General features: G+C 59.4%; 18 protein-coding genes. 8 read left to right on the top strand and 10 right to left on the bottom strand.

Features of this window, described 5'->3' with window-relative positions:
* The first annotated feature begins 153 nt into the window (after positions 1 to 153).
* A complete protein-coding gene (locus B195_RS22525; protein ID WP_003438098.1) occupies positions 154 to 1,569 on the top strand; it encodes an acetyl-CoA carboxylase biotin carboxylase subunit in 1,416 nt (471 codons plus the stop codon).
* An 11-nt stretch (positions 1,570 to 1,580) separates the two neighbouring features.
* Entirely contained in the window at positions 1,581 to 3,389 is a 1,809-nt protein-coding gene (oadA, locus tag B195_RS22520; protein WP_003438100.1) for a sodium-extruding oxaloacetate decarboxylase subunit alpha, read from the top strand.
* 240 nt (positions 3,390 to 3,629) lie between these two features.
* On the opposite strand, the gene B195_RS22515 is transcribed toward oadA, so the two are convergent.
* The 3 genes from B195_RS22515 to B195_RS22505 are packed head-to-tail and all read right to left on the bottom strand — an operon-like array spanning position 3,630 to position 5,409.
* On the bottom strand, positions 3,630 to 4,310 hold the full coding sequence (locus B195_RS22515) for a GNAT family N-acetyltransferase (RefSeq protein WP_003438102.1): 681 nt from the start codon (positions 4,308 to 4,310) through the stop codon (positions 3,630 to 3,632).
* A gap of 12 nt (positions 4,311 to 4,322) precedes the next feature.
* A complete protein-coding gene (locus tag B195_RS22510; RefSeq protein WP_003438104.1) occupies positions 4,323 to 4,775 on the bottom strand; it encodes a GNAT family N-acetyltransferase in 453 nt (150 codons plus the stop codon).
* Positions 4,776 to 4,779: 4 nt separating this feature from the next.
* Positions 4,780 to 5,409, bottom strand: coding sequence for an FMN-binding negative transcriptional regulator (locus B195_RS22505; RefSeq protein ID WP_003438106.1), 630 nt, complete (start codon positions 5,407 to 5,409; stop codon positions 4,780 to 4,782).
* An 89-nt stretch (positions 5,410 to 5,498) separates the two neighbouring features.
* Here B195_RS22505 and B195_RS22500 point away from each other — a divergent pair, with 89 nt between their 5' ends.
* Positions 5,499 to 7,046 carry a PLP-dependent aminotransferase family protein gene (locus tag B195_RS22500; RefSeq protein ID WP_003438108.1) on the top strand — a complete coding sequence of 516 codons (1,548 nt, stop codon included), beginning with the start codon at positions 5,499 to 5,501 and terminating at the stop codon, positions 7,044 to 7,046.
* A gap of 53 nt (positions 7,047 to 7,099) precedes the next feature.
* Here the strand turns inward: B195_RS22500 and B195_RS22495 are convergent, their stop codons facing one another.
* From B195_RS22495 to aspA, 5 genes are all read right to left on the bottom strand, one after another.
* Positions 7,100 to 8,131 (bottom strand): histone deacetylase family protein, encoded by a 1,032-nt coding sequence (locus tag B195_RS22495; protein ID WP_003438110.1) that lies wholly within the window; start codon positions 8,129 to 8,131, stop codon positions 7,100 to 7,102.
* Between the two features lie 205 nt (positions 8,132 to 8,336).
* Entirely contained in the window at positions 8,337 to 9,329 is a 993-nt protein-coding gene (locus tag B195_RS22490) for an AraC family transcriptional regulator (protein WP_003438112.1), read from the bottom strand.
* A gap of 173 nt (positions 9,330 to 9,502) precedes the next feature.
* On the bottom strand, positions 9,503 to 10,507 hold the full coding sequence (locus B195_RS22485) for an asparaginase (RefSeq protein WP_003438114.1): 1,005 nt from the start codon (positions 10,505 to 10,507) through the stop codon (positions 9,503 to 9,505).
* A 57-nt stretch (positions 10,508 to 10,564) separates the two neighbouring features.
* Entirely contained in the window at positions 10,565 to 11,986 is a 1,422-nt protein-coding gene (locus B195_RS22480; protein WP_003438116.1) for a sodium:alanine symporter family protein, read from the bottom strand.
* 493 nt (positions 11,987 to 12,479) lie between these two features.
* Positions 12,480 to 13,904, bottom strand: a complete 1,425-nt coding sequence (aspA, locus tag B195_RS22475; protein WP_003438118.1) for an aspartate ammonia-lyase — start codon at positions 13,902 to 13,904, stop codon at positions 12,480 to 12,482.
* A gap of 180 nt (positions 13,905 to 14,084) precedes the next feature.
* Between aspA and B195_RS22470 the strand changes: the two genes are divergently transcribed.
* The 5 genes from B195_RS22470 to B195_RS22450 all read left to right on the top strand — a co-directional run bounded on the left by B195_RS22470 (position 14,085) and on the right by B195_RS22450 (position 17,804).
* Positions 14,085 to 15,002, top strand: a complete 918-nt coding sequence (locus tag B195_RS22470) for a LysR substrate-binding domain-containing protein (RefSeq protein ID WP_003438119.1) — start codon at positions 14,085 to 14,087, stop codon at positions 15,000 to 15,002.
* A 239-nt stretch (positions 15,003 to 15,241) separates the two neighbouring features.
* Entirely contained in the window at positions 15,242 to 15,733 is a 492-nt protein-coding gene (purE, locus tag B195_RS22465; protein ID WP_003438120.1) for a 5-(carboxyamino)imidazole ribonucleotide mutase, read from the top strand.
* Positions 15,734 to 15,744: 11 nt separating this feature from the next.
* Entirely contained in the window at positions 15,745 to 16,830 is a 1,086-nt protein-coding gene (locus B195_RS22460; protein ID WP_003438122.1) for a 5-(carboxyamino)imidazole ribonucleotide synthase, read from the top strand.
* A 105-nt stretch (positions 16,831 to 16,935) separates the two neighbouring features.
* Positions 16,936 to 17,184 (top strand): GlsB/YeaQ/YmgE family stress response membrane protein, encoded by a 249-nt coding sequence (locus B195_RS22455; protein WP_003438124.1) that lies wholly within the window; start codon positions 16,936 to 16,938, stop codon positions 17,182 to 17,184.
* Between the two features lie 83 nt (positions 17,185 to 17,267).
* On the top strand, positions 17,268 to 17,804 hold the full coding sequence (locus tag B195_RS22450) for a DUF3299 domain-containing protein (RefSeq protein WP_003438126.1): 537 nt from the start codon (positions 17,268 to 17,270) through the stop codon (positions 17,802 to 17,804).
* Positions 17,805 to 17,887: 83 nt separating this feature from the next.
* Here B195_RS22450 and B195_RS22445 read toward each other — a convergent pair whose 3' ends face one another.
* Together B195_RS22445 and B195_RS22440 are read right to left on the bottom strand one after the other, a co-directional pair.
* Positions 17,888 to 18,787: a D-hexose-6-phosphate mutarotase gene (locus B195_RS22445; RefSeq protein WP_003438128.1), complete on the bottom strand. Its 900-nt coding sequence runs from the start codon at positions 18,785 to 18,787 to the stop codon at positions 17,888 to 17,890.
* A gap of 58 nt (positions 18,788 to 18,845) precedes the next feature.
* Positions 18,846 to 19,247 carry an acyl-CoA thioesterase gene (locus B195_RS22440; RefSeq protein ID WP_003438129.1) on the bottom strand — a complete coding sequence of 134 codons (402 nt, stop codon included), beginning with the start codon at positions 19,245 to 19,247 and terminating at the stop codon, positions 18,846 to 18,848.
* Between the last annotated feature and the right edge of the window lie 135 nt (positions 19,248 to 19,382).

Here is a 19,382-nt window from a genome sequence, read left to right as displayed (position 1 = left end):
ATAAGTCTTTGCTTATGCATCACCCAAGAAATATTGATTTTTGTTTATCTCTGCGTGGGTCTAGTGTGAGCCCACAACGGTTCAGACACATTTGGACACGTGCCGACCTGGTCTAGCAGGTCGTTTGTTCCATAGGCTTTAGGAAAACTCCAAGTGATAAAAAAGATCCTGATCGCCAACCGCGGAGAAATTGCCGTCCGCATCGTGCGTGCATGCGCCGAGATGGGTATCCGCTCTGTTGCGGTCTATTCCGAAGCTGACCGGCATGCCTTGCACGTCAAGCGCGCCGATGAAGCGCACAGCATTGGCGAAGACCCGCTGGCCGGCTATCTCAACCCGCGCAAGCTGGTGAACCTGGCCGTTGAAACCGGTTGTGATGCCTTGCATCCCGGTTACGGTTTTCTGTCAGAAAATGCCGAACTGGCTGACATTTGCGCCGAGCGCGGAATCAAGTTCATTGGTCCGTCCGCTGAAGTCATTCGCCGCATGGGCGACAAGACCGAAGCGCGCCGCAGCATGATCAAGGCCGGTGTGCCGGTTACCCCGGGCACTGAAGGCAACGTTGCCGATATTCACGAAGCACTGATCGAAGGCGAGCGCATCGGTTACCCGGTGATGCTTAAAGCCACATCGGGTGGCGGCGGTCGCGGGATTCGTCGTTGCAACAGCCGCGAAGAGCTTGAACAGGCATTCCCCCGGGTTATCTCCGAAGCCACCAAAGCCTTTGGCTCGGCTGAAGTGTTTCTCGAAAAATGCATCGTTAACCCCAAGCACATCGAGGCGCAGATTCTCGGCGACAGTTTCGGCAACGTGGTGCATCTGTTCGAGCGTGATTGCTCGATCCAGCGCCGCAACCAGAAGCTGATCGAAATCGCCCCAAGCCCGCAGTTGACCCCGGAGCAGCGCGCCTACATCGGCGACCTGTCCGTGCGTGCAGCCAAGGCGGTGGGTTACGAGAACGCCGGTACTGTGGAGTTCCTGCTCGCCGAGGGCGAGGTGTACTTCATGGAGATGAATACCCGGGTGCAGGTCGAACACACCATCACCGAAGAAATCACCGGCATCGACATTGTTCGCGAACAAATTCGCATCGCCTCGGGCCTGGCCCTGTCGATCAAGCAGGAAGACATTCATCACCGCGGCTTTGCCCTGCAATTCCGGATCAATGCCGAAGACCCGAAAAACAATTTCCTGCCCAGCTTCGGCAAGATCACCCGTTACTACGCGCCCGGCGGGCCTGGCGTGCGTACAGACACGGCGATCTATACCGGTTACACCATTCCCCCGTATTACGACTCCATGTGTCTGAAACTGGTGGTGTGGGCGCTGACCTGGGAAGAAGCGATGGACCGTGGTTTGCGCGCCCTCGACGATATGCGTCTGCAGGGGGTCAAAACCACCGCCGCCTATTACCAGGAAATTCTGCGTAACCCGGAATTCCGTAGTGGCCAGTTCAATACCAGCTTCGTAGAAAGCCACCCTGAACTGACCAACTATTCGATCAAGCGCAAACCCGAAGAGCTGGCCCTGGCCATCGCCGCCGCCATTGCCGCCCACGCAGGCCTGTGAGGAATATTTTCATGTCCAATAAGATCTTTGTAACTGACACCATCCTGCGTGATGCTCACCAGTCGCTGCTGGCCACCCGCATGCGCACTGAAGATATGCTGCCGATTTGCGACAAGCTCGACAAAGTCGGCTACTGGTCGCTGGAAGTCTGGGGCGGCGCCACCTTTGATGCCTGCGTACGCTTCCTGAAAGAAGACCCGTGGGAGCGTCTGCGCCAGTTGCGCGCAGCCTTGCCTAACACGCGCCTGCAAATGCTGTTGCGTGGCCAGAACCTGCTCGGCTACCGCCACTACAGCGATGATGTGGTCAAAGCCTTCGTTGCCAAGGCGGCGGTTAACGGCATCGACGTATTCCGCATCTTTGACGCCATGAATGACGTGCGCAACCTGCGCGTCGCCATCGAGGCGGTCAAGGCGGCTGGCAAGCATGCCCAGGGCACCATCGCCTACACCACCAGCCCGGTGCACACCACCGAGGCCTTTGTGGCCCAGGCCAAACAGATGGAAGCCATGGGTTGCGACTCGGTGGCGATCAAGGACATGGCCGGCCTGCTGACCCCGTACGCCACGGGCGAGCTGGTCAAAGCGCTGAAGGCTGAAATCGGCCTGCCGATCTTTATCCACTCCCATGACACTGCCGGTCTGGCCGCCATGTGCCAGCTCAAGGCCATCGAAAACGGTGCCAGTCATATCGACACCGCGATCTCCAGCTTCGCATGGGGCACCAGCCACCCGGGTACCGAGTCGATGGTTGCCGCCCTTAAAGGCAGCGAATACGACACTGGCCTCGACCTGGCGCTGCTGCAGGAAATCGGTCTGTACTTCTACGCCGTGCGCAAAAAATACCACCAGTTTGAAAGCGAATTCACCGCGGTCGACACCCGGGTTCAGGTCAATCAGGTGCCGGGCGGGATGATCTCCAACCTCGCCAACCAGCTCAAAGAGCAGGGCGCGCTGAACCGCATGAGCGAAGTGCTGGCCGAAATCCCGCGTGTGCGTGAAGACCTGGGCTTCCCGCCGCTGGTCACCCCGACCTCGCAGATCGTCGGCACCCAGGCGTTTTTCAACGTACTGGCCGGCGAGCGCTACAAAACCATCACCAACGAAGTGAAGCTCTACCTGCAGGGCGGCTACGGCAAAGCGCCGGGCGTGGTCAACGAGCAGTTGCGTCGTCAGGCCATCGGCAACGAAGAGCTGATCGACGTGCGTCCAGCGGACCTGCTCAAGCCGGAAATGGTCAAGTTGCGTGGCGAAATCGGCGCGCTGGCCAAGTCCGAAGAGGACGTGCTGACCTACGCCATGTTCCCGGATATCGGTCGCAAGTTCCTCGAGGAGCGTGCTGCTGGCACCCTGGCGCCGGAAGTGCTGCTGCCTATTCCTGAAGCGGGCGGCGTGAGCAGCGCCGGTGGCGAAGGCGTACCGACCGAGTTCGTGATCGACGTCCACGGTGAAAGCTATCGCGTCGACATCACCGGTGTGGGCGTCAAGGCTGAGGGCAAGCGCCACTTCTACCTGTCCATCGACGGCATGCCCGAAGAAGTGGTGTTCGAGCCGCTCAACCAGTTCGTCGGCGGTGCATCCAGCAAACGCAAGCAGGCCAGCGAGCCGGGGCACGTCAGCACTGCCATGCCGGGCAATATTGTCGATGTACTGGTCAAGGTGGGCGACACCGTCAAGGCTGGCCAATCGGTACTGATTACCGAAGCGATGAAAATGGAGACCGAAGTACAGGCCGCCATCGCTGGCAAGATCCTCCTCATCCATGTGATCAAAGGCGATCGCGTCAACCCGGGCGAAATCCTGATCGAAATCGAAGCCTGATACCGCCTTTGATCCAAACGCTTTAAACCTCGGGGGAGCATGTGCTCCCCTTTTTTTTGCCTGCAATTTGAGGTGCGTACAGACCTGCAGGAACGAGATTGCTCGCGGGGTTTGTCAGCTCATCACCCATAAGGGCTGAGTGACGGGTGCAGAAATGACCCGGTTAAACCCCCGTAAAGTTTTAACCCCTTTCAGACACAAAAACGCCCGACAGTCCTTGTCGGGCGCATTGATCAAATTTTATACAGTTGCTGCCCTGCATTCTTCCAGAGACTTGATCTGGCCACTTTCTGGTTGGTTATCCAGTGCCAGCCATTTTTCAAAGCCTGCCGCTATAGCGGGCCATTCCGTACCGATAATGCTGTACCACGTGGTATCACGATTTTTGCCTTTGACCACCATATGCTGGCGGAAGACGCCTTCGTATGTGTACCCGAGTCGTACTGCAGTACGTTTCGATCTGGCGTTGTCATTGTTGCACTTCCACTCCAGACGTCGATTGCCCAGGGCGAAAGCCTCCTTGGCCAGCAAGTAGACCGCCTCGGTACTTTTCGGCGAGCGCTGCATCGGCGCGCCGAACGTGACGTGGCCGATCTCTATGCGTCCGTGTTCGGCAACAATGCACATCAGGCTGATGGTGCCCTGGGCCTGGCCACTGGCCTGATCGACGACGGTATAGAAGTGCGGGTCGCGGCTGGCCGCGTTGTTCTGCAGCCAGGCATCAAATGCCGGGCGTTCATTGAAAGGCCCGTACGGCAAGTAATCCCACAGCTTGGGATCGCCCTCGGGGCCTTGTAAGGCTAGCCATAATTCATCGCCATGACGGGCCGGGTCGAGCTTTTCCAGACGAATGAAGCGTCCTTCGAGGGTTCGCGTATCCGGGGTTCTGGCTGGCTGCCAATGTTGTAGATCTTCAGGCATTGCGCGTTCCTTTCATGACAAGGCTTTGCGAAATTGAATAAAGCCGGGGCGCTCGGCTATTCGCTCATAGAGCTGAATGGCGGTAGCGTTGGTCTCGTGGGTCAGCCAATGCACCTTGGCGCACTGATTATCTTTGGCGGTGGCGTATACATGCTCGATCAACAAGCGCCCGGCACCGGTGCCGCGCACCTGGGGGCTGACAAACAGGTCTTGAAGGTAGCAGGAGTTTCCAATGCTCCAGTTGGAGCGGTGATAAATGAACTGCACCATGCCTACAGCTTCGTTGCCCTTCCAGGCGAGCGCCAGGTGGGTCGGTTCGCCCGGGTCGAGAAAACGCTCCCAGGTCGACTGGCTGACTGCGGCGGGCAGTTCGGTTTTATAGAAACTCAAATACGCCTGCCAGAGCGGCAGCCATTGATCGTGATCGGCGGCGCTGGCGGGTTTGATCTGCAGTGGCTGAGCCATGTTGCTATTCCTTAGCAATTAATTGAGCGAGGGCGTGGTCTTGCGGGTTGTTGCTGGCCAGCAGTCCATTGCGCACACCGGTCTGGTCGGCGGCGCTGCGGTTCTGGCTGAGTTTGCGTTTACCGTTGAGGCGGGTGATCGGCAGGCTGAAACCCACAATCGCCTTGAGCATGCTGTCGATGTAATCCCGGGGGGCGTCGCTGACGGACCACGGCTCGGCGCGACCGGCTTCGTGCTTGTTGCTCAGGCGACTGACCAGGGCCAGCAGGCGCTCGGCATCATCGAACACCTGGGCCTGGCCGTAGGCGTGAACGGCAAGGTAGTTCCAGGTGGGTACGGATTTGCCGTCTTCAGCTTTGCTGGGGTAGAAGGACGGACTGACATAAGCCTGCTCCCCGGCAAAAATAACCAGCGCCTCGGCGCCTTGCGCAAGTGCCTGCCAATGCGGGTTGGCACGGGCAAGGTGGCCATACAGCGTGCCGTTGGGGCCTTCGTCCGGGTTCAGCAGCAGTGGTACATGGCTGGCGACCAGGCCCTGGCTGCCATGGGTCACAAGCACGGGCAACGGGGTGGCCTGCATCTGCTGATGCAAGAGGTGAATGTCACTTTCTGCGAAGGCGCGGGGCACGTACATAGAAATTTTCCTTGGCGAATGACTGCATCCTAGGCAGGCTATTGGCTCGTTGTAAGAGCCATTAATGGTCATTTTTATAGGTCCAATCCATGCCGGATTCAGCGCTGTCCATCGCCTTCAACCCTGCCGGTATCGAGCTTGATCCAAAAAAAGGCCTGACCCGCCAGCTCTATCAGGCATTGCGCCAGCGGGTACTGGATGGCCGCCTTGGCAGTGGCTCGCGGTTGCCGGCGAGTCGCGATCTGGCGCTGGCGCTCGGCATCTCCCGAAACAGCGTGGTACGGGCCTATGACCAGTTGTATGCCGAGGGCTTTCTAGAGGGGCGAATCGGTGATGGCACTTATGTCGCGCAGTTGCCGGAAAAAGCCCTCCCGCGAAAAAAGTTGTCCACCAACTTGTCCACAGGGTTTTCAACAGGCTTATCCCCAGGGTTATCCACAAAAAGGGCTGATTTACCTGTAATTACGTCCAGTAAAGTTATCCACAGCACTGCTTTGGACAGGGTTGGCCAGCACTCGCTTGACCTTCCTCCGAGCGGAGTTCCGCGGGCTTTCCGGGTGGGGGTGCCAGCCTTTGACTTATTTCCTTTCGAGGTCTGGAGCAAGCTGCAGGCGGCTTTTTGGCGTAAGCCGGACTTGCAGCAGCTGTGTTATGGCAATCCGGCAGGGGATGAGCGGCTGCGTGAATTAATTGCCGTCTATTTGCGCACTTCCCGTGGTTTATCGTGCTCGGCCGATCAAATTTTGATCACCAGTGGCGCGCAGCAAGGAATTAGCCTTTGTGCACAGCTGCTGGTTGAGCCTGGCGACGGGGTGGCGGTCGAGAATCCCGGCTACCGCGCAGCGGCCCATGCCTTTGCGATTGCAGGGGCAAAAATGCAGGGCATAGCGGTCGATCAGGAGGGTATGGATTGCTCGGCACTCAAGCAGTTGAATAACTGCCGGCTGGCCTATGTGACGCCATCCCACCAGTACCCGACGGGTGTGACCATGAGTCTGGCCAGGCGCCTTGAGTTGCTGGACTGGGCCGAGCGCAACCAGGGCTGGATCATCGAAGACGACTACGACGGCGAGTACCGTTACTGCGGGGCCCCGCTGGCCCCGTTGGCGGCACTGGACCGTCAGGGGCGGGTGATCTATGTCGGTACCTTCGGCAAAGTGGTGTTCCCGGCCTTGCGTCTGGGGTACCTGGTTTTGCCCAAGGGTTTGATTGAGCCTTTCGCCCGGCGGCGCTCCCTGGATATGCGGCATTCGGAGGTCAGTACCCAGGCCGTGATGGCCGAATTCATGGCTGCCGGGCACTTTCAGCGGCATATCCGGCGCATGCGGCGTGCGGCCTTGAGCCGGCGTAATGCATTGTTGGCAGATTGGCCCCAGGGGGTAGCGGGGATGGGGCCGGTGCCGAGCATTGCAGCGGGGCTGCATGTGACGGTGCCGGTCATAAGTTTCGAGCGCGAACAGCAATTGCTGGCTCAGGCCAAAGCGGCCGAGGTGGAGATCAATGGTTTGAGTGGCTACTGGCTGCAAGACTCGAGCGTGCCTGTGGATAAACGTGCAGGGCTGGTGCTGGGTTTTGCCGCGGTGCCTGAGGCCGATATCAAGGCAGCGCTGGCCCGCCTGGGCAAGGTCTGGGTGTAGGAGCGAGCTGTTGGTTGCTACGCGGTAAAGCTCGCTCCTGCAGGTTCGGGGGCTTATCGGGCGCTTTCGAACCCCTCGAGCACATTGACCGCATTGATCCCGATTTCTTCTACCGCGTAGCCACCCTCCATCACGAACAGCGTCGGTTTGCCCAGGCGTGCAATACGTTCGCCCATGCGCAGATAGTCCGGGCTATCGAGTTTGAACTGGGAGATAGGGTCGTTCTTGAAGGTGTCCACGCCCAGAGAAACCACCAGCACATCAGCGTCGTAACCTTCGATTTCGCCACAGGCCAGTTCCAGCGCCGCGCTCCAGCGCTCCCATGCCGACCCGGCCGCCAGCGGATAGTTGAAGTTGAAGCCTGCACCCGGACCTTCGCCCAGTTCGTCTTCATAGCCCAAAAAGAACGGGAATTCGGCCTCGGGATGGCCGTGGATCGAAGTGAACAGCACGTCGTTGCGTTCATAGAAAATCGACTGCGTACCGTTGCCGTGGTGATAGTCCACGTCGAGGATCGCCACTTTTTTACCACCCTGGTCCAGGAAGGCCTGAGCGGCAATCGCGGCATTGTTGAGGTAGCAATAACCGCCCATCAAATCGCCTGCGGCGTGGTGCCCCGGTGGACGGCACAGGGCGAAAGCACTGGGGGCGCCGTTCTGGATGGCGGCCTGGGCGGTGAGTGCAACCTGGGCTGCGCTATAGGCTGCGCGCCAGGTGCCCGCTGTAATCGGGGCGCCGCCATCGAAACTGTAATAGCCGAGTTGGCCGTGCAAGCTGGCAGGCACTATGGCGCGCAGGGTGCGGGCAGGCCAGGTGTAGGGCATCAAGTCGCCGTCAAGACCCTGCTCGGCCCAGCGCGCCCAGGCGCCCTCGAAAAAATCCAGATATGCCGCGCTGTGCACACGCAGGATCGGATCGCGTCCGAAGTCTTGCGGGGCTTGCACCGGCCCCAGCTCACGGGTTTGAACGCGCTGCAGAATATGGTCGGCGCGGGAGGGCATTTCAAAGCAGGGCATCAGTTGCCCGTCTATCAATTCACAACGGCCATGATGCAGATGGTGATCGTCCGAGTAGATAGTCAGCATTTTTCTTGTTCTCCGTAGGCTAGAGCGTTGGCCTACAGTCTTGCGGCAGCGGTGGTTTCAGAGAACGGCAGGAGCGGCCAAAAGGGGATAAATATGGCCGAAATCACTGACCGAAATTCGCCCCCTGAACCACTGAAACCTGTAGCAGCGAGCTCTTCCATGTCGCGATCAAGAGCTCGCGAGCAAGCTCGCTCCTACGGTTTTATTACGCGCGGAACTGGCTGGGTGCGACACCGCTCCAGCGTACAAACGCGTGGCGAAAACTCGCGGTTTCGCTAAAGCCCAGGGTTTCGGCAATCCGATAAATCGGCCATTCGGTTTCGTGGAGCAACAGCTTGGCGCGCTCGAAGCGCAATTCGTCGAGCAGCCCCTGATAGCTGCATCCGGCGTCACGCAGGTGCCGGCGCAAAGTACGTGGCGAGCAGGTCATCTGCTCGGCCAGGCCCTCCAGCCCCGGTGCTGCATGCAGTTGGCCGGCGAGCAGCTGGCGGATGCGTGACAGCCAGGTCTGACGGCCGGTGAACTCCAGGTTTTGTTTGCGGCAGCGCACGGCCATCGCCTGGTGGGTGATGGCATCGGCCAGCGGCAGAGGGTGATCGAGCCAGTGTCTGGCAAAGGCAAAGCCGTTGTCCTGAGCCTCGAACGTGCGTGTGCAGTCGAAGGTGCTGTCATAGCTTGCGTGATAGTCCGGCTTGCTATGGGCGAAGCGGGCGGCCAGCAGGGGTAACGGCTGCCCCAGCAGGTCCTGGCAAATAACGGTCAATGACACCAGGCAAAGTTGTGCATTGAACACGGCCAGCTGCGGATTTTCGTGATAGTGGTCAGCGCAGAACCACACGTGTTCGCCTTCGACCCTGAGGCTGAGCTCGAAAAGTGTTCCCAGTAGCGCCGGATAGCGCAAGGCCAGGCGTAAAGCGTCACCTAAGGTGGCACTGGTGAGCATGGCATAGCCGAGCATGCCGTAGGACGACACATGCATGCGTCGCCCCAGCTCAAGGCCTATTTCGCGGCGCAAGGCCACGGCGTTGGCGCACACCTGCATTTCCTGGCTGGCGGTAATGCGCGTGTCGGCGCGGCTCAGATCGGCGGCCCGAATGCCGCTGCCGGCCAGCAATGCTTCGCAGGACAGGCCTTCGGCCTCGAAGGTGCTGAGTACCAGCGATACAGCGTTGAGGGTAGTGAGGTGGGAGTGCAGCATGTTGGCTTCCTGCATGAGGGTGCAGGAAGCGAGCAAGTTGTGTGCCGGGGTGTGAAATAGATCCCGATGTAGCTCTGTACCCTGACGCTGTAGGAGCGAGCTTGTCTTGCGATCTTTTGATTTTTAAAAAGATCGCGAGGCAAGCTCGCTCCTACAGATGGAAGGGGAGCTGGTTACGCCAGCTCGCCGCACAGATCCAGCTCGACCAGCTGACGCACTTCTGCCAGGGGCAAATCGGCCCCCAGTAATGCGTGCAGTTTGCCGAACGCCGCTTCCCGGGTCATGCCGCCGCCCGAGAGCACGCCGGCTTCACGCAAGCGGCTGCCCGCTTCGTACACGTCCAGTTCCACGCCACCTTCATGGCATTGGGTAATGGCGACCACCACTATGCCGTTTTGCTGCGCCCGTTGCAGGCTGGCGAGGAAGGCCGGATTGTCGCTGGGGCCGGTGCCGCTGCCGAAGCACTCCAGCACCAGCGCCTCAATCCCGCTATTGAGCAGGGCATCCAGTTGCGCCGCGCCAATCCCCGGGACCAGTGGCAGTACGCCGACACTGGCTTCGTGCCGGGGCTGGCGATACATCAGCTCACCCGGCAAGGTATTGGCCTTGGGGGTACCGCCATTGCGCTTGAGCGCGACAAACGGGTTGCGTCCGAAGCTGCGCACTTTGGCGCAGCGTGTCGGTGCCAGCAACGCGCCGTGGAAGTACAGCTGCACGCCGTGGGGCTGGCCTTGCCCCAGTGCGCTCAATGCACCGCTGACGTTTTCCCAGGCATCGCTGTCGGGCACACCCGCAGGCAGCATGGAGCCGGTGAACACTACCGGCGCCGGCAACCCCAGCAGTTGAAAGCACATCGCCGCTGCGCTGTAGGCCAGGGTGTCGGTGCCATGCAGGACCAATACCGAATCGCAGTCATCCTGTTCAACGGCTTCGATGATCGCGGTGCGCAGGCGCAACCAGTAGGCGGGCGTCATGTTGGCGCTGTCGATCAGTGGGCTCATCTCGCGAAAGCGCCACTGCGGTACTTGCAGCTGTGGCTGGCTGGCGAGGTAATCAGCCATGCGCGCTTCAAAGCCCGATGCCGGGGCCAGGCCGTTGGCGCTGGCTTGCATGCCGATGGTGCCGCCGGTGTAGAGCACCATGACGCGCTGGGCTGGGTGATGGGTGGCTGCAGTCATTTATGAGTCTCCATAAGCAAAAACGCGGCGGTTCTGATTAGAACCGCCGCGTGAGTGTCAGCGTTTTGTTTCTTCGCTCGTGACGGCCGGTCGTGGCGGCCAGGCCTTGAGGTCCAGATCCAGATCCGGGAATTTACTGGAATCGAACACCGGTGTCTTGATCCCTGCGCGACGTTGGTCGTCGTAGTCCTTGAGCACGCGCATGCAGACCTTGAACAGCATCGCCAGGGCGACCAGGTTGACGAACGCCAGCATGGTCATGGCGATATCGGCGAAGGCGAAGACGGTTTGCAGGTTTTCAATCGAACCCCAAAAAATCAGCACCAGTACCAGCACGCGATAACCGATCAGTGCCTTGCGGCTCTCACCGACCAGGAAACGCAGGTTGTTTTCACCCAGATAGTAGTTGTAGAGCATCGAGGTGAAGACAAACAGCGCCAGGGCCACGCTGATAAACACACGGCCCCATTCGCCGACGACGGCCGCCAGGGAGTTCTGGGTCAGGGCGATGCCGTCCCCTTCGAAGCCCGGGGTGTAGAAGCCGGACAGCAGGATCAGCAGCGCGGTGCAGGTGCAGATCACAAAGGTGTCGAGGAATACGCTGAACGCCTGAACCACGCCCTGGGCGATAGGGTGCTCGACATCGGCCACGGCGGCTACGTTCGGAGCACTGCCCAGGCCGGCTTCGTTGGCAAATACGCCACGCTTGACGCCCATCACGATCGCGCTGCCGATCAGCCCGCCAAACACCGGATCGAGGCCGAAGGCGCTCTTGACGATGTGGCCCAGCATGGCCGGCACGTGGTCGAATTGCAGCACGATCACGTAGAGGGTGACTGCGATGTAGGCCAGGGTTTTGACCGGTACCAGCAGGTCGGCAACCGAAGCGATACGTTTGATGCCGCCGATAAACACCAGCCCCAGCAGGATGGCGATGGCCAGGCCGGAGTAATTGACCTCAAAGCCGAAGGCGTCTTGCAGCGAGTGGGTTACGGCGTGGGCTTGCAGGCCCATAAAGGCAAAACCGAAGGTGATCAGCAGCAGCACGGCCATCAGCTTGCCCATCCAGATTTTGCCCAGGCCGTACTTCATGTAGAAGGACGGGCCGCCGCGCAGTTGGCCTTCAGCGTCGCGACGCTTGTACAGCTGGCCCAGGGAACATTCGATCAGACTGCTGGACATGCCGACCAGTGCGGTCACCCACATCCAGAACACGGCACCGGGGCCGCCCAAGGTCACGGCAATGCCGACGCCGGCGATGTTGCCCGCACCCACACGGCCCGCCAGGCTCAGCATCAATGCCTGAAACGAGCTAAGTTCGCCGGCGCTGCTGCGCAGGCTGTCTTTGAAGACCGAAAACATGTGCAGGAAGTAGCGAAACTGTACGAAACGCGAGCGGATCGTGAAGTAGCCACCGAGCCCGACCATGAGCACGATTAGCACTTTCCCTGAGAGGAAGTCATTGATGACTTCAAGCATGGATTATTCCTCGCTGTTTTTATCTGATGGCAACACGGCCGAATCAGGATCGCTCATTACGCCCGGCAAGACAGGGCATAAAAGTAGGCGATCAAGGGAATCCCGGCCATGTTGCTGCTTGGTTTACGATGCTGTTTCCGCACTGTCGGTGGCCGCTGTTGCAGGGCCCACGCACGGGAAGAGGGCCGGCACTATACCTAGGAGTGTTGGAAGCGTCTGCATAAGTGATTGATTTTTCATGTGCGAGTCGTCTGAAAAGGCCTTGAATCCTGTCGTGTTTGCCCTCTTTGTTTGTCCTTTGTGGGAGCCGGTTCCCACAAAATTTGCGCAAAAAAAAGGGCCTGCAGACGTATCTGCAAGCCCTCAAAAGGTGAGAGGTGTCTAGTCCCTCGACCTGGTGAGCGTTGAGTTCTGTCGCAAAGTGCCTGGGCTTCGGTGATGCGGCGTTAAAAACACCCTCGGCAACTTTGCATTCAGAACTTTGTTACATGCATCAGGCCTTGAGAGGCACCAGACGCGGAGCAATCATGTTTTCCGGGCGCAGGATGTCGTCGAGCATGGCGTCGTCGAGCAAGCCTTCTTCGCGCACCAGTTCCAGCACGCCGCGGCCGCTTTCGAGGGCGATACGGGCGATGCGGGTGGCGTTTTCATAGCCGATGTAAGGGTTCAGCGCAGTCACCAGACCAATCGAATGTTCGACCAGTTCACGGCAACGTGCTTCGTTGGCGGTGATGCCAACGATGCAATGTTCGCGCAGCATGTCCATGGCGCGTTGCAGCAGGCGGATCGAGTCGAAGATCTTGAACGCGATCAGCGGCTCCATCACGTTCAGTTGCAGTTGGCCGCCTTCAGCCGCGATGGTCAGTGCCAGGTCGTTACCGATGATCTGGAATGCCACCTGGTTGACGGCTTCCGGGATTACCGGATTGACCTTGCCTGGCATGATCGAGCTGCCCGGCTGACGCGCTGGCAAGTTGATTTCGTTGATGCCGGTGCGTGGGCCGCTGGACAGCAGGCGCAGGTCGTTGCAAATCTTCGACAGTTTGACCGCGGTACGCTTGAGCATGCCGGAGAACAGGACGAAGGCGCCCATGTCTGAAGTGGCTTCGATCAAGTCGGCAGCAGGTACCAGCGGCTGGCCGCTGATGGTCGCCAGACGGGTCACGGCCAGGTGCTGGTAGCGCGGGTCGGCGTTGATGCCGGTACCAATCGCAGTACCGCCCAGGTTCACTTCGGTCAGCAACTCTGGCGCCAGAGTTTTCAGGCGGGCCAGATCTTCACCCAGGGTGGTGGCAAATGCGCGGAACTCTTGACCCAAAGTCATGGGTACCGCGTCTTGCAGCTGGGTCCGGCCCATCTTCAATACGTGGTTGAACTCGACGCCCTTGGCGGCGAATGCCTGAATCAGGCTATCGAGGCTGGCCAGCAGTGCATCGTGACCCAACAGCAGGCCCAGACGGATAGCCGTCGGGTAAGCGTCGTTGGTCGACTGAGCCATGTTCACGTCGTTGTTCGGGTGCAGGTACTGGTACTCGCCCTTCTGATGGCCCATGGCCTCCAGCGCGATGTTGGCGATGACTTCGTTGGCATTCATGTTGGTTGAAGTGCCAGCGCCGCCTTGAATCATGTCGACCACGAATTCATCGTGGAAATCACCGCGCACCAGACGTGCACAGGCTTCGCTGATGGCTGCGTGTTTGGCGTCGCTCAGATGGCCCAGCTCGCGGTTCGCGTCAGCTGCGGCTTGCTTGACCATGGCCAGGGCCACGACCAGCTTCGGGTAGTGCGAGATCGGAACGCCGGAGAGACGGAAGTTATTCACCGCTCGCAGGGTCTGGATGCCGTAATACGCTTGAGCGGGTACTTCGAGTACGCCAAGCAGGTCTTTTTCAGTGCGGAAAGATGCAGCGGAGGACATGATAGAAATCATCTCGATAAGGACCCGGTCTGAGCCGGAACGCTGCGAATGCTAGGCCTGCAGACAAAATTGGGCCAATGCCTTTAAACACTATCCTATGCAGAAACGGCATAATGACGACGTGACGCGACGGCCGCGTCGAACGTGTGACCCAATTTGGTGCGCGTCCGGGAGGACTCGATGAATCTCGAAAGTAAATGGTTAGAGGACTTCAGTGCCCTGGCCGCCACTCGCAGTTTTTCCCAGGCGGCAGAGCGTCGCTTTGTGACTCAGCCGGCCTTCAGCCGACGTATTCGCAGCCTTGAAGCGGCGCTGGGGCTGACCCTGGTGAATCGTTCCCGCACCCCGGTGGAGTTGACTGCGGCCGGCCAGCTGTTTTTGGTCACGGCGCGCACCGTGGTCGAACAGCTCGGCGAAGTCTTGCGTCACTTGCATCACCTGGAAGGCGGGCAGGGCGAGGTCATGCAAGTGGCTGCGGCACACTCCCTGGCGCTGGGTTTTTTCCCGCGCTGGATCGCTCAGTTGCGTAACGAAGGGCTGAACATCGCGACACGTCTTGTTGCGACTAACGTCGGAGACGCGGTGCATGCTTTGCGTGAGGGCGGCTGCGATTTGATGCTGGCCTTTTACGATCCGGATGCGGCATTGCAGATGGACCCGGAAATTTTCCCGTCCTTGCACCTGGGTAATACCGAAATGTTGCCGGTGTGTGCTGCCGACGCTGACGGCAATCCGCTGTTTGATCTGGAAGGCGATGCCAGTGTGCCGTTGCTGGCCTACAGCGCCGGGGCATTTTTGGGCCGTTCGGTGAATTTGTTGCTGCGCCAGCGCAGCCTGCGCTTCACCACTATTTATGAGACCGCCATGGCCGACAGCCTTAAAAGCATGGCGCTTGAAGGGCTGGGCATCGCCTGGGTGCCGCGGTTAAGCGTGCGGGCGGAGCTTGAGCGCGGTGAGTTGGTGATCTGTGGCGGGCCCCAATGGCACGTGCCGCTGGAAATTCGCTTGTACCGCTGCGCCCTGGTGCGCAAGGCCAACGTGCGCTTGCTGTGGCGCAAGCTGGAAAATCCTTCGGCACCAGCCCAGGCGCCGGTGTAGTCGCTGCTCGGAGGTTTTCTGGCCTGACCTTGAAGTCAATAAAACCGGGCGTCGAAGCAGATTTCAGGATCAAAGACAGATGGTCGGGGAATATGCGTTTTGTTTACCTTTTTGGGTATACTGCGCGGCCTTCGGCTGGCTTGACCGGCCTTAATTTCTATAACAAGCCACGTCGGTTTCCCCACGTGGCTTGTTGTTTTTTGACGCGCCTGCGGGCGCCCAAGAGAAGAGGCGCGACGATGAGTGCACTGGTAGGCGTGATCATGGGCTCCAAGTCCGATTGGTCCACCCTCAGCCACACCGCCGATATGCTGGAAAAACTCGGCATTCCTTACGAAGTTAAAGTGGTCTCTGCCCACCGCACTCCGGACTTGCTGTTCCAGTATGCCGAAGAGGCCGAAGGCCGCGGGATCGAGGTGATCATCGCAGGTGCCGGTGGCGCTGCTCACCTGCCAGGCATGTGTGCGGCCAAAACCCACTTGCCGGTACTGGGTGTACCGGTGCAGTCGGCGATGCTGTCGGGCGTTGATTCGCTGCTGTCGATCGTGCAAATGCCTGCAGGCATCCCGGTTGCCACCCTGGCCATCGGCAAGGCGGGTGCGATCAACGCAGCGCTATTGTCGGCCAGCATCCTGGGCGCCAAGCACCCGCAGTTCCATACCGTATTGAAAGCATTCCGTGCTGAGCAGACAGACAGCGTTCTGGACAATCCAGACCCGCGCGAAGCCTGAGGTTTTTGACGATGAAAATCGGTGTAATCGGTGGCGGCCAACTGGGCCGCATGCTGGCCCTGGCGGGCACTCCGCTGGGCATGAACTTCGCTTTCCTTGATCCGGCGCCTGATGCCTGCGCAGCTGCGCTGGGTGAACACCTGCGTGCGGACTACAGCGACCCGGATCATTTGCGCCAACTGGCCGATGAAGTCGATCTGGTGACGTTTGAGTTCGAAAGCGTTCCTGCTGAAACCGTGGCCTTCCTGTCGCAATTCGTACCGGTGTATCCGAGTGCCGAAGCGCTGCGTATCGCCCGTGATCGCTGGTTCGAAAAAAGCATGTTCAAGGACCTGGGGATTCCGACGCCGGACTTTGCCGACATCCAGTCCCAGGCGGATCTGGATGCAGCGGTAGCCAGCATCGGGTTGCCGGCCGTGCTCAAGACCCGCACCCTGGGTTATGACGGCAAGGGCCAGAAAGTGCTGCGCACTGCGGCCGATGTCGAAGGTACCTTTGCCGAGCTGGGTAGCGTCGCCTGCCTGCTGGAAGGTTTTGTACCCTTCACTGGTGAAGTGTCGCTGATCGCCGTGCGCGGTCGTGATGGCGAGACCCGGTTCTACCCGCTGGTGCACAACACCCATGACCGCGGCATTCTCAAGCTGTCGGTTGCCAGCACCGATCACCCGTTGCAAGCGTTGGCCGAGGACTACTCGAGCCGTGTACTCAAGCAACTCGACTACGTCGGCGTGATGGCGTTCGAGTTCTTTGAAGTCGACGGTGGCCTCAAGGCCAATGAAATTGCCCCGCGTGTGCACAACTCCGGGCACTGGACCACTGAAGGCGCCGAGTGCAGCCAGTTCGAAAACCATTTGCGCGCCATTGCCGGTTTGCCGCTGGGTTCGACGGCCAAGGTCGGTGAGAGCGCAATGCTCAACTTCATTGGCAGCGTGCCGCCGGTAGAGCAGGTGATCGCGATTGCCGACTGCCATTTGCATCACTACGGCAAGGCCTTCAAGGTCGGCCGCAAAGTGGGTCATGCCAATCTGCGTTGTGCAGACCTGGCGACGCTCAAAGCGCAAATCCAGCGTGTTGAAGCGTTGATCGATCAAGCGTAAATCGTTAATTGGCGGGAACCATTCAGTGACCGCCACTCTCTGATGGCGTGATCCCAAAGTGCTGACTAGGCTTGGGTTTACGCCATCTACAGAGAGGAAGCGTCCATGGGCATCATCGGAACCATTTTTATCGGCTTGATCGTTGGCCTGCTGGCCCGTTTCCTGAAACCGGGCGACGACAGCATGGGCTGGATCATGACTATCCTGCTGGGTATCGGCGGTTCGCTGGCGGCAACATACGGCGGACAGGCACTGGGTATCTATAAGGCAGGCGAGGGTGCCGGCTTTATTGGTGCGGTGATCGGGGCGGTTATCCTGCTGGTGATCTACAACATGGTGTCGAAAAAGAGCTGATTGAATGGTCTGGCCCTCTCTGCGCTCGCCGCAGAGAAGGCTAGAATGCGCGGCGTCAGAAGCCCTCTTTGATTGAGACTGCCATGCGTCGTTTTGCTTTTATCTTTCTTTTACTGGGCTGTGGCCTGGTACACGCGGCGCAATTGCCCGAAACCGACTGGCTCGACCTGATGCCAAAGTCGGATCAAAAAGCCCTCGAACAAATGCCCGAAATCGACCATGACTCGCCCGAGGCCAATGGTACGTTTACTGCCAAGGGTGGTTTGAAGCAGAGCAAAGGCCTGCCGGCGGTCATGTATTCCAGTAAAACTGTGCCTGCCATGAACGGGAAAAATATCCGTTTGGGCGGCTATCCCGTGCCTTTGGAAACCGATGCCAAGGGGCGCAGTACCCTGTTTTTCCTGGTGCCGTACCCTGGCGCCTGCATCCACGTGCCGCCACCGCCGCCCAATCAGCTGGTGCTGGTGCGCTACCCCAAAGGCTTGAAGCTGGACGACATCTACACGCCATTGTGGGTGGTGGGCACGCTGAAGGTTGAGACAGTCAGTAATGATCTGGCGGATGCGGCCTATGCGCTGGATGCGAGCAAGGTGCGGGTGGTGGTTGAGGCGGATTTGTAAGGGATACGCAACTTAACTACGCGCAATCTGACTGTAGGAGCGAGCTTGCTCGCGAGCTGTTTAAAAAGCTCGCTCCTACAGGTTCAGGGTTTCAGGCGTTTGCTCGCAATGCTCACACCCAGGGTATGGCTCGCACCCGGTTCCAGGGTGACCACGTCGTCCATCACGTTGGCGGTTTCGATGCAGAGCATGCGTTGCCAGCCATCATCGGCCATGTCGTCAAACTGCTCGGCCCGCTCGATCCACGGGTTCCAGATCACCGCCGTACGTGAGCCGCGGCTGGTGAGCTGAATGCTGCGGTGCCAGTCGTTATCGACAATGCTCAGCTGCTGCGGGGCGTCGAGGTAGATGCGGTCGGTTTCGCCGCTGAAGGTCAAATCGCCGGTCTGGCGGATCTGTTTCCAGTCTTGCAGCGTGTCGATATACGTCAGTGCGTCCAGCCCTTCGACATGCACCCTGCGTACATCGCTGACCGCAAAGTAGCTGTGCAGCGCCTGGCTGATGGTGACCGGAATATCACTGCGGTTATGGCTGGTGAGACTGATGTGCAGCTGCGTGTCCAGGCGAATGCTCAGGGTCAGTGCGACATCGTGTGGCCACCCGGGCAGGCCGCCTTCGACGTGGGGCAGGCCCAGTTCGATGTGCAGTGCTTCACCGGCATCGTCGAACTCAAGGAGCTCCCATTCGCGGGTGCGCACCAGCCCATGGGCCGTTGCCGGCTCGTCTGACTGACGCATGGCTTTTACGCTTTGCGGGTTGCGTTCAAAATTGCCAAACCACGGCCAGCAGACCGGGACGCCGGTGCGGATGCCTTTCCCTGCCTTGTACTGGGCCTTGTCGTTAAGCCAGATGATCGGCGGCTCATCGCCTACCTGATAACTGAGCACCTGGGCGCCCTGTTTGGCGACCAATAGTTGGGCCTGACCATGCTGGAAGTGCCAGCACTCCAGTTCGTCCAGGGTGACTGACTCAATGTGGTGCATGGCAGGCTCTCTATATCAGGGACTAGGACAGCAGTAGACAGGCAAAGCGCGGCGAGGTTTAACGGCGCGGCGGAACGGAGCGCGTGCGGCCGCTGCCATCGATGGCAACGAACACAAATACAGCTTCGGTGACTTTGCGCCATTCGCTGGACAGCGGGTCGTCGCTCCACACTTCGACCATCATCTGGATCGAGCTGCGGCCGATTTCCAGGGCCTGGGTGTAAAACGATAACTGGGCCCCGACTGCCACGGGCACCAGAAATGCCATGCGATCAATGGCAACCGTAGCCACACGGCCCCCGGCGACCTTGCTGGCCATTGCGGTGCCAGCGAGGTCCATTTGTGATACCAGCCAGCCGCCGAAAATATCGCCGAAACCGTTGGTTTCGCGCGGTAATGCGGTGATTTGCAAGGCCAGGTCACCTTGCGGGATTGGATCTTCTTGTTCGAGCTCTAGCATGCCTAAGGGCCTCTGACCCGTGATTCATCATGTGTATTGCGGGTGAATAAGCGTCATTAGAAAAACGATTCAGCCCGAACATACTACGTTCGTCACGTTCTTCATAAGCCGCACCAAGGGAAACTCTGCGGAATC

The organism is Pseudomonas sp. Lz4W, from assembly GCF_000346225.2.
GTDB lineage: Bacteria > Pseudomonadota > Gammaproteobacteria > Pseudomonadales > Pseudomonadaceae > Aquipseudomonas > Aquipseudomonas paraversuta.
The sequence above is the reverse complement of the archived record's forward strand: the minus strand, read 5'-3'. Positions and strand labels throughout refer to the sequence as shown.

What these genes read in the sequence shown, in the direction of transcription:
- oadA (WP_003438100.1), top strand. Translation starts at nt 1,581, where the DNA reads ATGTCCAATAAGATCTTTGTAACTGACACCATCCTGCGTGATGCTCAC.
- B195_RS22515 (WP_003438102.1), bottom strand. Translation starts at nt 4,310, where the DNA reads ATGCCTGAAGATCTACAACATTGGCAGCCAGCCAGAACCCCGGATACG.
- B195_RS22510 (WP_003438104.1), bottom strand. Translation starts at nt 4,775, where the DNA reads ATGGCTCAGCCACTGCAGATCAAACCCGCCAGCGCCGCCGATCACGAT.
- B195_RS22505 (WP_003438106.1), bottom strand. Translation starts at nt 5,409, where the DNA reads ATGTACGTGCCCCGCGCCTTCGCAGAAAGTGACATTCACCTCTTGCAT.
- B195_RS22500 (WP_003438108.1), top strand. Translation starts at nt 5,499, where the DNA reads ATGCCGGATTCAGCGCTGTCCATCGCCTTCAACCCTGCCGGTATCGAG.
- B195_RS22495 (WP_003438110.1), bottom strand. Translation starts at nt 8,131, where the DNA reads ATGCTGACTATCTACTCGGACGATCACCATCTGCATCATGGCCGTTGT.
- B195_RS22490 (WP_003438112.1), bottom strand. Translation starts at nt 9,329, where the DNA reads ATGCTGCACTCCCACCTCACTACCCTCAACGCTGTATCGCTGGTACTC.
- B195_RS22485 (WP_003438114.1), bottom strand. Translation starts at nt 10,507, where the DNA reads ATGACTGCAGCCACCCATCACCCAGCCCAGCGCGTCATGGTGCTCTAC.
- B195_RS22480 (WP_003438116.1), bottom strand. Translation starts at nt 11,986, where the DNA reads ATGCTTGAAGTCATCAATGACTTCCTCTCAGGGAAAGTGCTAATCGTG.
- aspA (WP_003438118.1), bottom strand. Translation starts at nt 13,904, where the DNA reads ATGTCCTCCGCTGCATCTTTCCGCACTGAAAAAGACCTGCTTGGCGTA.
- B195_RS22470 (WP_003438119.1), top strand. Translation starts at nt 14,085, where the DNA reads ATGAATCTCGAAAGTAAATGGTTAGAGGACTTCAGTGCCCTGGCCGCC.
- purE (WP_003438120.1), top strand. Translation starts at nt 15,242, where the DNA reads ATGAGTGCACTGGTAGGCGTGATCATGGGCTCCAAGTCCGATTGGTCC.
- B195_RS22460 (WP_003438122.1), top strand. Translation starts at nt 15,745, where the DNA reads ATGAAAATCGGTGTAATCGGTGGCGGCCAACTGGGCCGCATGCTGGCC.
- B195_RS22455 (WP_003438124.1), top strand. Translation starts at nt 16,936, where the DNA reads ATGGGCATCATCGGAACCATTTTTATCGGCTTGATCGTTGGCCTGCTG.
- B195_RS22450 (WP_003438126.1), top strand. Translation starts at nt 17,268, where the DNA reads ATGCGTCGTTTTGCTTTTATCTTTCTTTTACTGGGCTGTGGCCTGGTA.
- B195_RS22445 (WP_003438128.1), bottom strand. Translation starts at nt 18,787, where the DNA reads ATGCACCACATTGAGTCAGTCACCCTGGACGAACTGGAGTGCTGGCAC.
- B195_RS22440 (WP_003438129.1), bottom strand. Translation starts at nt 19,247, where the DNA reads ATGCTAGAGCTCGAACAAGAAGATCCAATCCCGCAAGGTGACCTGGCC.